Source organism: Psychroflexus lacisalsi (genome assembly GCF_020164495.1).
GTDB lineage: Bacteria > Bacteroidota > Bacteroidia > Flavobacteriales > Flavobacteriaceae > Psychroflexus > Psychroflexus lacisalsi.
Genome location: NZ_JAIQYZ010000006.1, coordinates 75,875 through 91,199, shown reverse-complemented (window position 1 = coordinate 91,199; position 15,325 = coordinate 75,875). Strand labels below are relative to the sequence as shown.

General features: G+C 37.1%; 13 protein-coding genes. 6 read left to right on the top strand and 7 right to left on the bottom strand.

The features are described 5' to 3' along the window. Positions 1–66: 66 nt before the first annotated feature. The gene (locus LB449_RS12850) at positions 67–1,047 is read right to left on the bottom strand and encodes a ribonucleotide-diphosphate reductase subunit beta (protein WP_224455526.1); all 981 of its coding nucleotides are present in this window, start codon (positions 1,045–1,047) and stop codon (positions 67–69) included. Positions 1,048–1,248: 201 nt separating this feature from the next. Next, positions 1,249–1,818, bottom strand: coding sequence for a DUF3109 family protein (locus LB449_RS12845; protein ID WP_224455525.1), 570 nt, complete (start codon positions 1,816–1,818; stop codon positions 1,249–1,251). A gap of 167 nt (positions 1,819–1,985) precedes the next feature. Here LB449_RS12845 and LB449_RS12840 point away from each other — a divergent pair, with 167 nt between their 5' ends. Beyond that, positions 1,986–2,558 carry a MarC family protein gene (locus LB449_RS12840; protein WP_224455524.1) on the top strand — a complete coding sequence of 191 codons (573 nt, stop codon included), beginning with the start codon at positions 1,986–1,988 and terminating at the stop codon, positions 2,556–2,558. A 6-nt stretch (positions 2,559–2,564) separates the two neighbouring features. Next, positions 2,565–2,765 carry a hypothetical protein gene (locus LB449_RS12835; RefSeq protein ID WP_224455523.1) on the top strand — a complete coding sequence of 67 codons (201 nt, stop codon included), beginning with the start codon at positions 2,565–2,567 and terminating at the stop codon, positions 2,763–2,765. A 414-nt stretch (positions 2,766–3,179) separates the two neighbouring features. Here the strand turns inward: LB449_RS12835 and LB449_RS12830 are convergent, their stop codons facing one another. From LB449_RS12830 to LB449_RS12815, 4 genes are all read right to left on the bottom strand, one after another. Then, positions 3,180–6,839 (bottom strand): M1 family aminopeptidase, encoded by a 3,660-nt coding sequence (locus tag LB449_RS12830; protein ID WP_224455522.1) that lies wholly within the window; start codon positions 6,837–6,839, stop codon positions 3,180–3,182. A 5-nt stretch (positions 6,840–6,844) separates the two neighbouring features. After that, the gene (locus LB449_RS12825; protein ID WP_224455521.1) at positions 6,845–7,747 is read right to left on the bottom strand and encodes an ABC transporter ATP-binding protein; all 903 of its coding nucleotides are present in this window, start codon (positions 7,745–7,747) and stop codon (positions 6,845–6,847) included. Between the two features lie 349 nt (positions 7,748–8,096). Beyond that, the gene (locus LB449_RS12820; RefSeq protein ID WP_224455520.1) at positions 8,097–9,098 is read right to left on the bottom strand and encodes a ligase-associated DNA damage response exonuclease; all 1,002 of its coding nucleotides are present in this window, start codon (positions 9,096–9,098) and stop codon (positions 8,097–8,099) included. Between the two features lie 10 nt (positions 9,099–9,108). Further along, the gene (locus LB449_RS12815) at positions 9,109–9,801 is read right to left on the bottom strand and encodes a head GIN domain-containing protein (protein ID WP_224455519.1); all 693 of its coding nucleotides are present in this window, start codon (positions 9,799–9,801) and stop codon (positions 9,109–9,111) included. A 310-nt stretch (positions 9,802–10,111) separates the two neighbouring features. Between LB449_RS12815 and LB449_RS12810 the strand changes: the two genes are divergently transcribed. Further along, entirely contained in the window at positions 10,112–10,876 is a 765-nt protein-coding gene (locus LB449_RS12810; protein ID WP_224455518.1) for a UDP-2,3-diacylglucosamine diphosphatase, read from the top strand. A gap of 42 nt (positions 10,877–10,918) precedes the next feature. Here LB449_RS12810 and LB449_RS12805 read toward each other — a convergent pair whose 3' ends face one another. Then, positions 10,919–11,119, bottom strand: coding sequence for a Sec-independent protein translocase subunit TatA/TatB (locus tag LB449_RS12805; protein WP_224455517.1), 201 nt, complete (start codon positions 11,117–11,119; stop codon positions 10,919–10,921). 108 nt (positions 11,120–11,227) lie between these two features. On the opposite strand from LB449_RS12805, the gene LB449_RS12800 reads away from it, so the two are divergent. From LB449_RS12800 to LB449_RS12790, 3 genes are read left to right on the top strand one after another with little or no spacing between them, the layout of a single operon-like run. Further along, entirely contained in the window at positions 11,228–12,100 is an 873-nt protein-coding gene (locus LB449_RS12800; RefSeq protein WP_224455516.1) for a M23 family metallopeptidase, read from the top strand. 9 nt (positions 12,101–12,109) lie between these two features. Continuing rightward, the gene (locus LB449_RS12795) at positions 12,110–13,600 is read left to right on the top strand and encodes a GH3 auxin-responsive promoter family protein (RefSeq protein WP_224455515.1); all 1,491 of its coding nucleotides are present in this window, start codon (positions 12,110–12,112) and stop codon (positions 13,598–13,600) included. Between the two features lie 20 nt (positions 13,601–13,620). After that, positions 13,621–15,324: a DUF6909 family protein gene (locus LB449_RS12790; RefSeq protein ID WP_224455514.1), complete on the top strand. Its 1,704-nt coding sequence runs from the start codon at positions 13,621–13,623 to the stop codon at positions 15,322–15,324. The last annotated feature ends 1 nt before the right edge of the window (position 15,325 follow it).

Below are 15,325 nucleotides of genomic sequence, written 5' to 3'. Positions count from 1 at the left end.
TTTAGAGCCCAAGGACTCCAGGTAGTTAATAATCGTAATTTTAAAAAGCTAGGATTTCAAAAAAAACTAGAAATCAGCGTCGAAACTAATTTTGCTGTCTTCTTCTTTATTTTTGTTCATGACTCCTGCTTTCTGGTATTCACCAACACGTTTCTCAAAGAAGTTGGTTTTACCCTGAAGTGAAATCATATCCATAAAATCAAAAGGATTAGCCGTTCCATATTCTTTATCACAACCCAATTCGAATAAAAGTCTATCCGCTACAAATTCTAGGTACTGAGTCATTAAGTTAGAATTCATACCAATCAAGCTTACAGGAAGCGATTCAGTCACAAATTCTCTCTCAATAGTTAGAGCATCCACAATGATCTCTCTAATGCGTTCTTTTGAAACTTTATTTACCAAATGCTCATTATGTAGGTGAACTGCAAAGTCACAGTGCACACCCTCATCTCGAGAAATCAATTCGTTGGAGAAGGTAAGTCCTGGCATCAAGCCTCTTTTCTTCAACCAGAAGATTGAGCAAAAAGCTCCAGAAAAGAAGATGCCTTCTACGGCAGCAAAAGCGATTAATCGTTCAGCAAAGGAATCGGATTCTATCCATTTTAATGCCCAATCAGCTTTTTTCTTGATGGCTGGAAAATTCTCGATGGCTTTAAATAACTGATCTTTTTCTTTGTCGTCATCAACGTAAGTATCGATCAATAAAGAATAAGTTTCAGAATGGATATTTTCCATCATGATTTGGAAGCCGTAGAAAAATTTGGCTTCTGTATATTGAACTTCGTTGACGAAGTTTTCAGCCAGGTTTTCATTGACAATCCCATCGGATGCAGCGAAGAATGCAAGGATATGTTTTATAAAATACTGCTCATCACCACTCAGTTTATTTTTCCAATCGGAAAGGTCTTGGTGTAAATCAATTTCTTCTGCGGTCCAGAAACTCGCTTCACATTTTTTATACCATTCCCAGATGTCGTGATGTTTGATAGGGAAGAGTACAAATCTGTTTTCATTTTCTTCTAGAATGGGTTCCATCTGAGCCATAGGGTTATGATTTTGAGAGGTTTATTATTTCATTATGATCTAAACAAATATGAAAATAAATGCCTGAAATTTCCTGAAAATCAAATGAAAGTTATCCACAAAGTTATCCACAATCGCTTCAAAAGCTTACCAGTTAAGAACTTGGTCCTTTAATTATTTTCGATTTTGTGAATTGTTGAATTCTAAAAATAATTAGAAATGCTACGAATTGATTTCGTTTGCTCGCTGCTCTAATTCGGCATACCAATCGTCCCCAAATTTTCTGATCAGTGCGTTTTTGGTGAATTTGTAGACCGGCATTTTTAAGGTTTTGCCTAAGTCACAGGCATCGCTGCAAATATCCCAGCGATCGTAATTGACGGCTTGCAGTTCTGAAAGTTTTTGAACTCGAATTGGATAAAGTTCGCAGGACACAGGCTTTTTGAAATCGATATCGCCGGCACGGTAAGCCGACTCGATGCCACAAAGTGCGGTACCGTTTTCGGTAAAATTGACGTAGGCACATTCTTTTCCATCAACCAGAGGTGTTTCTGGCTCATCAAAATCTGACATGATATGAGTGCCTTGTTGCTCGATAGCTTCTATGCCTTCTGCTCTAAGATAGGGCTTCACCTTGGGATAAATCGTTTTTAAGATTTCCAGCTCGTGCTCATCCAGTGGTGCTCCCGCGTCTCCAGCAACGCAGCATTCGCCTTTACAAGCTGACAGGTTACAGGCAAATTCTGTATCTATAATCGATTCAGAAATAAGGGTTTTGTCAATTTTAATCATGGTCGCAAAGCTAACTCAATTATGAAGTTATAACTCAAAATTTAAAGTCTCTTCCTAAGGTGAATTCAGCATAAAATATTTAACAAAAAATTGTTGTTCACAAGATTTCATGAGATTGCCAATCCATGAATCAGAAGTACTTTTGCAAAAAATTACAGAAGACTATTATGTTCGATTTTAAACAGATTTTCACTGCAGGAATGATCCTTTTTGCTGTGATAGATATTGTAGGCAGTATTCCTATTATTGTAGACTTAAGAAAAAAAGTAGGTCATATCCAAAGCGAAAAAGCGTCGATTGTCGCGTGTATTTTGATGATTGTTTTTCTTTTTGTAGGAGAAACCATTCTGAATTTGATCGGTATCGATGTGAACTCTTTTGCCGTGGCAGGAGCATTTATTATCTTTTTTCTGGCCATTGAAATGATTCTCGGGATACAGCTTTACAAAGACGACGCTCCTGAAACTGCGGCTATTGTTCCTTTAGCATTTCCTTTGATTGCTGGTGCGGGGACAATGACTTCCATTTTGTCTTTAAAATCTGAATTTGATACACCAAATATCATTGTTGCGATTATTTTGAACGTCATAGTTGTTTATGCTGTCTTAAAGTCATCCAAAAAAATAGAAAAAATTCTTGGAAATCAGGGGATTTCTGTGATTAGGAAAATATTTGGCGTAATTTTGCTGGCCATTGCGGTAAAATTATTCGCAACGAATATTCAGAGTTTATTCAATTAAAAATTTATGAAGTATTTTATTTATTTCTTAATGCTTTCATCAGTTGGACTAATGATTTTCAGTGGGACTCTTGTGAACCCAGATGATCTGGTAGGAGATAAAAAGAGTTTTACAGGTGTTCTGGGAATTTTAGTATGCCTGTGTATTATAGTTTTACTTTTTATTTTATTGTTATCAAGAAAGCTGAAAGAAAAGTACTACGAGTAAAAGGTATTTTGACCGAACTAAAAAGCTTCTCAAGAAATTTCTCGAGAAGCTTTTTTGCTTTTAGGGCGTGCCCCCCAATGCTTTGGGGGTCGGGCTATCCGCTTCAAGCCAGTTCAGTAAAGCTCAAAAAATAAAGCCTAGTAAGAGCTTCCTTTGGTCGCTTCACTAGGCTTTATTTTTTAAAAAGCTTTACATCCTGAGCTTTCCACTTCTATCCCTCACGCATTCACTCACTGTGCATTTTACATGTCAAACTTTCCATTTCAAGTTAGTTTTTCAAGATCTGGAATTTTATTTTTTGACCAGTTGACCAGTTGACCAGTTGACCAGTTGACCAGTTGACCAGTTGACCAGTTGACCAGTTGACCAGTTGACCAGTCTTTGTTCTATTCTCTTTTTTCTTACTTTTTACATTTACTCCACCTTCATTCGATTATCTCCGGAATTCGTATCTATCAATTTGTTGTAAGGATCGATGCCAACTTCAGTAGGTTTCTCATCCACAGTAATGGTGAATTCATTGTTGATTTCAGAAATGAGATGTTTTTTCAGGTACAATACATTTTCCTTTTTAACGCCATCAATTGTTTCATCCGACTCTCCAAAAACTCCAATTTCAATATAATCCCGGAGCGGAAGCGACTCTAAAGAGTCTTTTTCAGTCTCAAACCTTATGCTTTCGCCTTCAGCATTGGAAAAGATCTTCTCTCCTTTTTCAGAAGATCTGTACTTTTGGGCATAGGCTTTCAGTGTTACTTCATACTTTCCATTATCTAAAGTATCGGAGGCTGCTTCAGTCATTCGATTGTCATAAAGCGTTATGGTTTCAAACATATCTTTAATCAGGTATTGAAGTGAATCCGGCGAACGTTCTTTCAGAAGGCTTACAAATTCCACTGAGGTGGTATAAGGTGGTTCCTGAAAAGCGACTTTATCAACATAAGATTTCAAAATAGAGTTCATTTTCTCTTCCCCTAAATAATCGCTTATCGCGTAAAGTACCAAAGAGCCTTTGTTATAATGAATATACTGCTGATTTTCATTCAGCATTAATGGCAATTCCTTCTGACTTTCAAAACGCCGTCCTCTTAAGTATTTATCCAAAGCATCTTTCAGGAATACCCGCATCTGCTGTGCGCCATATTCTTTTTCCAGGACTTTTAGCGAACTGTATTCTGACATACTTTCAGAAAGTAAAGTGGCTCCACGTACATCGGCACCAATTACTTGATGCGCCCACCACTGGTGAGCAACTTCATGAGAAGTCACACTAAAAGGATAATCTACGCTTTCGTTATCTTCATCATCCACTTTAGCAATAAATCCAATGGCTTCAGAATATGGAACCGTATTGGCAAAGGATTGTGCAAAAGACCCGGACGTTAATGGAAATTCTAAAATTCGAAGTTGTTTGAATTGGTAAGGGCTAAAATTTTCAGAATAGTAGTCCAAAGATTTCTTGGTAGCAGAAACCATTCGCTCTATGTTATAATTATGAGGTTTGTGATAGAATACCTGAATATTTACATCGTTCCACTGGTCTTCATAGACTTCGTATTTAGCTGAATTGAACGCATAAAAATTTAATATTTTTTTATCCATTTTATAATGGAAATAAGCTCTGTCTCCTTCTATCCATTCTTCCTGAAGGTAGCCTGGAGCTACAGCAATTTGATCTTTGGAGGTCGATACCGTCGTCTCAAAATCAATCCAATCGGCGTCATCTGATATGTAGGTATTACCCAATGCCGTAGAATCGTAAGGCGACATCATTCGCTCTTTAGGCTCAAGATTGTATTTTTCTCTAGTCTTGTTATTTGATATTTCATAGCCTTCGCTATACCCAAAACTTGGAAAAATTCGATTGTTGATGAACGTTCCGTTGGTTCTTACAGGCGAATTGTTGTTCAATAGGGTATTGGGTTTATTTTCCATGTCGAAGCTGAATGTCACTTCTTCACCTGGAAGTAGACTTTCATCAAATTTGAAAATCTCAAAGTCGTAAACTGTATCTTTCAGAATAGTCTTTCCTTTTTTATTTAAAGCATAGCTTTGAATGTAAGCATCGCTTAGATTAACTAAGATTGAATCTACAGGCTGCTCGGTTTTGTTTTTTAAGATAAATTCACCCTTAGCTTTAAAATCCCGAGTGTTTGGAAACAAATCCAAATTAACATTGACGCTGGTGATTCGAGGTGAATTCAGCATTTTCAAATGACTATATTGGTTTTCATAATCCACCTGAAGTTGTTCGCGTTCGTTTCCGGAAAGGCGTTCATTGATGACATTATCATTGTAATAAATCCAGGAGCCAACTCCCACAAAGATGACTAAACAAACCGCAATAATTGATTTGTATAGAGGGTTCATTTTTTCCTGAGCAAGCTCTATTCTTTGCTTTGCAGAATAGGAAACACCTCGACGGTAAAATAGAATGGCAATGACATACAATACGATTGCCAAAGCAAACCAATACAGTCTGTAGACATAAAAGACTTTTAAACCTGGACCATAACCCACCATATCAGAATACGTAGCACCACCGCCTGAATTAAATCTGAAAATACTTTGTTCGATGCCAAATTGTGGAAAGAAGCCAAGTAAAATCAAAAATGCTAAAAGCGATACAAAACCGACAATGTGATTTTTGATGAGTGAATGAAATAAAAAGGCCATCACTGTCCATGCCAGTACTCTTAGGTAATCGATGGCAAAAAACTGAAACAGGTATAAATCCAACTCCAGCTTGTAATATTCATTGTAAACCTGAACGCCTACCGCTAAAACCAATGCCAAAATGTAAAAAGAAGCCTGCATTTTGAAAATAGCAATGAATTTTGCCAGTAGAAACGACCAGTTGGGAAAAGGGGTGACATCCACAAGCTGATTCATATTGGAGCTCTTCGCTCTATTGACCAGCATCCCCACGAGAAGAAAGGTGATGATAATTATAAACCCACTCACTACTCCTGAAGCGTTCTGCATTAATTCTCGAGTGACGGGATAGGTTGAAGTACCGTAAATAGGCGTGCGTACTGCTAGCGTAGATAAGGTTATAATCAAAGTCACGATAGCAAATGAAATAAATACCCAGTTTTTGAAAATATACCTCGCTTCAAAATTGCTGTGTTTCCACGCCATCTTTAACCAATGCTTAAAATGATAGGCTTTTTCGACATTGGGTAATTTAATGCGAACAAGGCTTCCAAAATTTCGCTTAATTACACGCTCTGCTTTACTTTTAAAAAGTTTGAATTGAATGGCCTGCTGATTAAATTTGAATTTGAAAAAAACAAACGCAAAAATCAAAATACTAATGGCTGCCCAGAGCAAACGGTTGTAAATGATATAACCTTCAAAAGGAAGCGAATTATTATTTCTTTCAAAAACCGTCCAATATTCAGTTTCCAAACCTAAAGCTTGAGCACCAAGAGGATCGATGAGGGCAGAAAGTGTCTTATTGTCGATATCTGCAGTAAGGCTTTGGGCAAAACTTTGAATCGTAATCAATATCAGAACACTTATAAATCCTATAAAAATATTCCTGGAAAAGGTCACGACGGCAAAAACTACGGCGCCGTATAATAATATGTTGGGAATAACGAAAATGAGCAAAGGTTGGATATAATTCCAAATATCAAAATCGGTAAACAAATCAGGATTAGTGCCGGGAAAAATAGTACCGATATAGACACCAAGGCAAATCAATAAAATAATGCCGACGACGATGCTCATGGCACTTAGAAACTTACCAAATAAGTAGCTTGCTTTTGAAATGGGATATGAATACAACACCTGATGCATGTCGTATTTAAAGTCTTTGTTGATAGAAGCACCTACGATTGAAGGCAATAAGAAATATAAAAAAACGCTTAGAACGTTGATCATATTATTGATCGCCAAAGCCGAATTTTCATAGGTTGGTGAGGTGGTTGTAACCGTAAAATTATCAAAAAGTCCACCCGCCGATGCCATCATTAAAAAAGCAAAGATGAACATGATGACTGAATAGATGTAAGTGATGGGAGCCCGGAACCAGGATTTGATTTCAAACTTGAATATTTTTGAAAACATAAGGCTTAAGATTGAGGGTTAGTAGCTTCTACTTCATCTCCTTTGAGGTGTACAAAATAGACATCGCTCAAATCGGGTTCCACTTTCATAAATTCATCTCCTGGACTGGTTTCACCATACACGCGAATGTTCAACGAATTATCCTGATTGTAATTTGTAGAGATAATATTGTATTCAGATTCATATCTTTCGACATTCTCCCGATCAATTGTAAGACCCCAGATTTTATCTTTTAAATCTAAAACTGCATCGATTGGTTTTTTGTGACAAAGGAGTTTACCACCATTCAAAATAGCCATGTCGGTACATAATTCTTTCACATCATCGACAATATGGGTGGAAAGAATTACAATATGATTGGTGCCAATTTCTCGTAAAACATTGAGGAAACGGTGACGTTCTGCAGGATCCAGTCCAGCGGTAGGCTCATCGACAATGATGAGTTTGGGGTTGTTTAAAAGCAACTGCGCAATCCCAAAACGCTGCTTCATTCCGCCAGAATAGCCTGCGACATGTTTGTTTTTGACATCATAGAGATTAGTCACTTCCAAAGCATAATCTACAATCTGTTTGCGTTCAGCTTTGTTGGAAAGTCCTTTCAATTCCGCAAAATAATGCAGGAGTTTTTCGGCTGAAAGTTTTGGATACACCCCAAAAGACTGGGGTAAATAGCCCAAGACTTTACGCAATTCCATTTTTTGATTCAGAATATCAATGTCATCCAGGTAAATTTCACCAGAGTCGGGTTGCTGTAAAGTGGCAATGGTCCGCATAAGCGTGGACTTTCCCGCTCCGTTGGGACCTAAAAGTCCAAACATGCCAGAATTGATTTCGATAGAGACATTATCCAGGGCTTTAACCCCGTTTTTATAAGTTTTGGATACGTTGAGTAAGCGAAGTTGATTCATAGGATTGGTTTTTAAAACATATAAAACTATGTTATAAGTAACATTTTTAGTAAAATGTTACTTATAAAGTCAGAATTATATCGATTTCAATTAAAAACATCAATCTTCTGAAAGTAGAATAAATTAATGTATAAAATGATTTCACGCAAAGATCACTAGTAGATTCGCAAAGCCTTCAATTTTATTATACCGATAACTAAAACCTCATAGGCACCTATCAAAAAGTTCTTGTATCAAGACTTCAGGTTTTAAAACCTGAGGTCTGTAAATCAAATTTTAATTTGAGTAAAATATGTTATGTCACGAGCTATAATTAATATAAAAAACAAATTGAAACAGCAAAAAGAATTTACAAATCAGAATCATCGGTTTCTCCATCGTATTGGGTTGCCTCTGTCCTGGCATCGAAGCCAATTTCACGCAAGTATTTAGAGAAAATATCGGTATAGCCATGAGTACAAATTACTTTTTCGCAGCCGGTCGCTTCTATGCTATTGAGCAAACCATCCCAGTCGCAATGATCGCTCATCACGAAACCTTTGTCGATAGCGCGTCGCCGTCTTGCTCCCCGGAAGGTCATCCAGCCGCTGGCAGATGCCGTAACGTAAGGCACCATTTTCCGTATCCAGGTGCCACCATGGGCGCTTGGTGGGGCGAGGACCAAGTTTCCGTTTAGTTCTTTTTTCGTAGTTTCTCTGGTTACTCGTGTGGTTTCGGGGAAATGGACCATTTCCCTCAACACATCAGTCATATTTTCAATGGCTCCGTGAGTGTAGATTTTTCCAATTTCTGGATTGAGGTGCTTTAGGAGTCGTTGTGCTTTTCCCAGCGAATAGCCAAACAATACAGAGGTTCGACCTTCAGCTTTATTTTCTGCCCACCATTGGTTAATGTCACTCATCACTTCTGCCTGAGGTTTCCACTTAAAAGCTGGTAGACCGAAGGTGCATTCGGTAATAAAAGTATGACATTTCACTGGTTCATAAGGAGTGGAAACTCCGTCAGCCTCGTCTTTGTAATCGCCTGTAAACACCCAAACTTCACCCTTATGTTCTACACGAATTTGTGAACTTCCAATCACGTGACCAGCAGGATGAAAACTAAATTTTACATTATTAATTATAAACAGCTCGCCGTACGCTTTGCCCTCCACATCTATCTCACCCAACCTATGTTTCATAATAGGGATGTTGCGGTGATGCGTGATGTATTTTTTATTTCCCCGGCGGGAATGGTCAGCGTGACCATGAGATATGATTGCCTTATCAACTTTTCGCCAAGGGTCTAAGTAGACATCAGCGACGGCACAATAGATTCCATTTTGATTGAACGCTAATAAGGGTTCTTTCATAAGATTTAAATCACATTTTTTTAATGACTTCTATATTTCCACCCAATTTGGTTTTCTGACTCAGAGTAGATGGATTTCCATGAATTTCAATAGATCCTCCAGCTGTAACGCTTGCAGAACAAGTTTCAGTAGCATGAACAGTGGCTTCACCTCCATAACTGACACCAACACTGGTTGTTTCGGAAATTAAATCATCTCCATCGTAAGAACCGCCAGTTTTCACTTCTACACTTGTTGTTTTTGCAGTACCAACAAGGCTTATACTTGCACCCGTTACCGATTTTACAGAAAGACTCTCCAACTTCAATTCGCCACCAATATAGCTACCTTCCGAAGCAATTAAGCGGAGTTCTTTTTGATCTACTACTGAAATAAACTCTACTTCAGAACCATTTCGTGCTTTTAATTCTTCTACTTCTTTGGCGTAAACGGTAACTAAGATTTCAGCTTCAGTAAAAATTTGACCAAGTGGCAAGCTGAGGTCCAACTCTCCATTTTTAATATCGATATTGACTTTATCGCGTTCTAAACCTTTGATTTCAATTTTATGTTCATCAGCATTGGTTACGATTTCAACAAAAAGTCCAGTTGATACTCTTATACTAGTAAAGTCTTTGCCTGGAACTACTGATTTTACTTGAGCCACTAGTGAAGTAGAGGCTATTAAAAATAAACAGGCTATAATATTTATTTTGAATTTCATTCTTTTTGATTTGGATTGAATTCAAAAATACAGGAATATCTCTTGCAGCCACATTAAATTAAACCTAAAACTTAGTGGGGAGGAATGAGGATTTAGGTGATTAGGTTGGAGGTGAAAGTTTCAAATTTTGAATATGAAACCAGTATTTTTTTATTGAGTCTCATATCTTATTTTTTGTCCCGAGCACCTTTGTTCTTTTCTATCATGTTTCACTAGATATAGTTGTTATTGTTCAAAAACTAGAAGACTTTATGTCCAGTAACTTGACGTTTTTAATCCTTTCAGTATATTTGAGCCAGATTTTAATTGAATGAAACTTCCTGAAGGCAAAAAAGTATACTTTTCCAGTGATAATCATCTAGGAGCTCCAACACATTCTGAAAGCTTAAAGCGTGAAAAAATATTTATTTCCTGGCTAGATCACATCAAAACTGATGCGCATGCTATTTTCCTACTCGGTGATTTGTTTGACTTTTGGTTTGAATATCGGGAAGTGGTGCCCAAAGGTTTTGTAAGGACTTTGGGGAAATTGGCAGAACTGAAAGATTCTGGAATCGAGATTTATTATTTTGTAGGAAATCACGATTTGTGGATGAAAGACTATTTTAAAGACGAGCTTAATATCCCCGTGTTTTATAAACCCCAGGTCTTTGAGTTTAATTCAAAAAAGTTTTTTCTAGGTCATGGCGATGGACTTGGTCCAGGAGATAAAGGTTACAAACGCATGAAAAAAGTCTTTACACATCCTGTTTCAAAATGGCTGTTTAAATGGTTACATCCAGATTTAGGAGTGAGATTAGCTAAGCATCTTTCAGTAAAAAACAAACTGATTTCTGGTGACGATGACGCTAAATTTCTAGGCGAAGACAATGAATGGCTTGCACAGTATGCCAAGCGCAAACTTGAAGATGAGCATTATGATTACTTTGTTTTTGGACACCGCCATTTGCCAATGGAAATACAAGTTGGAGAAAATTCTAAGTACATAAATCTTGGAGATTGGATTGCTCACTACACCTTTGGCGTGTTTGACGGGAACGAGTTTTCTTTAGAAAAACTGAATAAAAAACCCTGAATACGAAGTAAACAGGGTTAGAAATTTAAGTGTCTCAAAAATCTATTTAATAGACTTAGATTCATTATTTGTCTCGCTAGTTTCATCTTCTTTGGAAGCATCTTTAAATTCTTTGATGCCACTACCTAGACCTCTCATCAATTCTGGTATTTTCTTTCCACCAAAGAGTAGAAGGATTGCAATACCAATGATTACCCATTGCCATGGTCCTACCATTCCCATTATAACATTAAGTGCATTCATAGCTTTAAATTTGATACAAAATTAGTGATAAAAATCTAAATCAAAGGTTTATGAATCTAAAACCTACATAAATTAACTTTATTCTATCTTTGTAAGAGTTTTTAAACTATGGAATCACCAAAAAAAGATAAGCGAAAAATCAAGCAGAAACTGCTTCATAAGTACCGTTTGGTGATTTTGAATGAAGATACATTTGAGGAGAGATTATCCTTTCAGTTATCAAAACTTAATGTTATCATTTTATCTACAATTTCAGCATTACTACTGGTATCAGGAACTGCGCTTTTAATTGCTTTTACTCCAGTAAGAGAGTATATACCTGGATATTCTTCCACAGCTTTAAAGAATAAAGCAACACGGCTTACCCTTGTTGTAGACTCTCTCACGACGGTAGTTGATAAAAATTCAGCATACTTTCAATCTATAAGAAATGTTCTCAGTGGGAAAGTAGATTCATTAGATACTGAGATGTCTTACAGCTTAAATGATATGAAGCCTGTAGACCCGGAATCGGTCAATCTATCTGCTTCTGAGCAAGATTCCATTTTGAGAGTAAAAGTAGAGCAGGAGGATAAATACAGTTTGCTTGAAAAGGCTACTTTCAATACAAATTTCACCTTATTTCCTCCGGTTTCTGGAAGAGTTTCCGAAGTTTATAATGCAGAGCAAAAACATTATGCGGTCGATATTGTGACTGAAAAGAATGAGCCTGTGAAAGCGACACTAGACGGCACCGTTATTTTTGCAGAGTGGACCGTAGAAACAGGATATGTCATTATTATAGAACATAGCTTTGGGCTAATTTCTGTTTATAAACATAATGATTCTTTATTAAAAAGTCAGGGAGACCTGGTTACAGCAGGTGAAGCAATTGCAGTAGTTGGCGATACGGGAGAATATTCTTACGGGCCTCATTTGCATTTTGAACTCTGGGTAGATGGATATCCGGTAAATCCTTCAGATTACATCAATTTTGAATAGAATTTATATATGTCGATAAAATCGTTTGGTGCAAAGTTATTTGCTAAATACATTTCATCTCAAATTGAAAGCTGGTCTTCTCAACCAGAGCAAACACAGTTGAAGGTATTTAAAAGTCTAATTAAAGCAGGTCGAAAAACCAAGTTTGGTGAAGATCATAACTTTGATGAGATCGAAACATTTAAAGATCTTTTTGATAATGTTCCCATTCAGGATTATGAAGAGTTAAAGCCCTATGTTGATAGAGTTGTCGATGGTGAAAAGGATGTATTATGGCCTGGAAAGCCCTTGTATTTTGCAAAAACATCTGGAACGACAAGCGGTGCAAAATATATTCCACTGACCAAAGAGTCAATTCCCAATCACACCAACGCTGCGAGGAATGCAATCCTCAGCTATATTCATGAGACAGGAAATTCTAGTTTTGTAGATGGGAAAATGATTTTCTTGCAAGGCAGCCCGGAATTGGAAGAAAAAAACGGAATATACTTTGGGCGGCTTTCGGGAATTGTGGCTCACTTTGTTCCAAATTATCTGCAGAAAAACAGGCTTCCTAGCTGGAAGGCAAATTCCATTGACGACTGGAATGAGAAAATCGATGCTATAGTTGAGGAGACTTATGATCAAGATATGACCATTATAAGTGGAATTCCTTCCTGGGTTCAAACTTACTTTGAGAAGCTTCACCATAAAACAGGAAAAACAATAGGAGAGTTGTTTCCCAACTTGCAACTTTTCATTTATGGGGGTGTGAATTACGAACCTTATCGGTCCAAATTTGAAAACCTGATTGGGAAATCTGTGGACAGTATAGAGTTATACCCGGCTTCTGAAGGTTTCTTCGCTTTTCAAGATTCTCAGAAAGAGGAGGGTATGCTTCTGCAATTGGACTCAGGAATATTTTATGAGTTTATAAAAGCAGACGAGTTTTATGATGAAAAACCTAAAATACTTACTATAGGAAAGGTTGAAGTTGGTGTGAATTACGTCATGGTAATTTCTACCAATGCTGGTTTGTGGAGATACAACGTTGGTGATACGGTTATGTTTACAGACAAAAAACCCTATCGATTAAAAGTTTCTGGCAGAATTAAACACTTTACCTCAGCTTTTGGAGAACATGTAATTGCCCAAGAAGTAGAAAAATCTATAATTTCAGCTTCAGAAGAATTTGACGTACAAATCAATGAGTTTACCGTAGCTCCACAGATCACTCCTGAAGAGGGTTTGCCTTACCATGAATGGTTTATAGAATTTGAAAAAGAACCAAGCGATTTTGAAGCATTTGCAGATAGAATCGATAAATTGCTTCAGAAGCAGAATTCCTATTACAAAGACCTTGTTAAAGGAAACATGTTAAGGACCTTAGTGATTACAAAAGTTCCAAAAAATGGATTTCAGGAGTATATGAAATCTGTTGGAAAACTTGGAGGTCAAAATAAAGTACCAAGACTTTCTAATGACAGGAAAATAGCACAAGAATTAGAAAAACAAATTTAGATTAATAAGATAATTAATATATGACAGAACTATTAAATATTGGACGAAATAGAGCTCAAGAAAGTACAAACGCCATAGAGCGTATGTACATTACTATGAGACATCTTTTTATACGCGGATTTTATAAGCCTATGGGAGTTTCTGGTGAAACTTTACGCGAAGCATTACTGACGCTTAGACCAGAAATTTATGGGAGCATTGGAGAATCCAAAGTAGAACTGAGCGGACTTCAATACATTATAGAAAGGCTCCCGGAAGGCATTGAAGAGTGTAGTTTTATCAACCTCACCAGTGATGAAGGCTATTCCAATTCGCACTTTAAACCTATTATCCCTCCAAAGCGAAGAAGGAACTGCTATAGAATAGATGAAGAGCAAATGAACATTGAAATCACACGTGGTCGTTCAGAAATCTATGATATCTTAACTCATCTCACGTTTATGTTTATTGAATCTCATAAAATCATGCAGAATGTAGTGATCAATGAGGTAGGCCACACTTCCAGAGACTGGGAAAAATTATCTGCAGCAGTTTCAAAAGTTGGAGATTTGGCCCAAAAAGAAAAAGAAATCGCTATTACGCATACGGCAAATATTTTAGGCAGAACATTTGCTGAAATCAATCAAGTATATGATCGATTTGCAACAACAGAGAACCCTCATAAATTTTTACACCTGATCCATAGCTTAGGTAAACTCGCCATTCGCGAAGTTATTCATGGCGATAAACGCGTTATCACTTTTAGTCCAATTGTGCGAGAGCGTTTAGGACATCACATTCATGGTGAAGTCTGGGCCAATACCATAAAAAAAACCTTGCATAAACATGGGTTATTGAATCGAAAACTTCATATCATTAGTGCCAACATGCATAGTGTTATGAATACATTGTATTCTCCTTTAGCATTGGAAGATATGCTGAAGGAAAAATCCAGCTTTGAAATTTATGAGCAGTTAAGCAATGCCAAAAATGATAAATTAAGAGAAACCGTCACTAAAAAAGCACTCCAGGAGGGTATGATTTCTCTTGATGATAAAAGTGGTACAAACATAGATGTCCAGATTTTTGACCTTGCAAAACTGAGCCATTATAAAGGTTATAAAGGTCTTAATGGGAAAAAAGATGCGCCTGTGATTATTGTGATGGATTACGCTTTTGGAGAGCAAGCTTATGAAACCATGGATGAGTTATTGAAGCCCTATAAGGACGAGGAAGAGCAAGTATACATGAATGTTGATTCAATTTCCATCATGGGAAAAGCCGGAATCCTGCAAGGTGGAAAAGGAGACTTGATGATTCCAGATGCGCATTTATTTGAAGGGACTGCTGATAATTACCCATTTCCAAACGATCTAAAGAAATCTGATTTTGAAGGTCAAGGTCTTCAAGTGTTTGATGGTTCTATGGTAACAGTGCTAGGAACTTCACTTCAGAATAGAGATTTACTCAAGTTTTTCCATGATTCTACCTGGAATGTTATAGGTCTTGAAATGGAGGGAGCTCACTACCAAAAAGCGATACAAGCAGCTGCCAAGCTAAGAGGCAATATTTCTCCAGAAGTGAAACTGAGATATGCTTATTACGCCAGTGATAACCCGTTAGAAACTGGAAGTACATTAGCCTCTGGGGGACTTGGAACCGCTGGAGTTAAACCAACTTATATAATTACTGAAAAGATTTTAGAACAGATTTTCAACGATGCTGTTCAGAATTTGAAATCCTAAT